The sequence below is a fragment of the Aeromonas aquatilis genome (assembly GCF_054052405.1).
Genome location: NZ_JBSTYP010000209.1, coordinates 1 through 279, shown reverse-complemented (window position 1 = coordinate 279; position 279 = coordinate 1). Strand labels below are relative to the sequence as shown.

1 protein-coding gene is annotated in these 279 nt (G+C 55.2%); it reads left to right on the top strand.

What is annotated here, in order from left to right; all coding sequences use genetic code 11:
- Nucleotides 1-89: 89 nt before the first annotated feature.
- The coding region (locus tag ACW5W8_RS24060; protein WP_498630931.1) for a hypothetical protein at nucleotides 90-279 on the top strand (190 nt) is incomplete at its 3' end.

Below are 279 nucleotides of genomic sequence, written 5' to 3'. Positions count from 1 at the left end.
CCCAGTTCCTTACCGCATTGGTGACTGCCAAGCCACACCTGGCCAATAAGTGGGGCGCTCTGCATGAGCTCGCCACTGAGTACAGCGCGATGAACAAGCTGGGATGGCATATCCCCAGTCAGTCATCCCTGCGCCGCTGGATGGTCAAGTGGTTGGCTGAAAACAAAGTGGCCTTTACCTATGCCACTAACCCGGATGCCTACAACAACAAATACCGCACTGCCATCGAGGAAATGTACCCCTGGATGGGTCAACCGAACGATGTGTGGGAGTTCGACA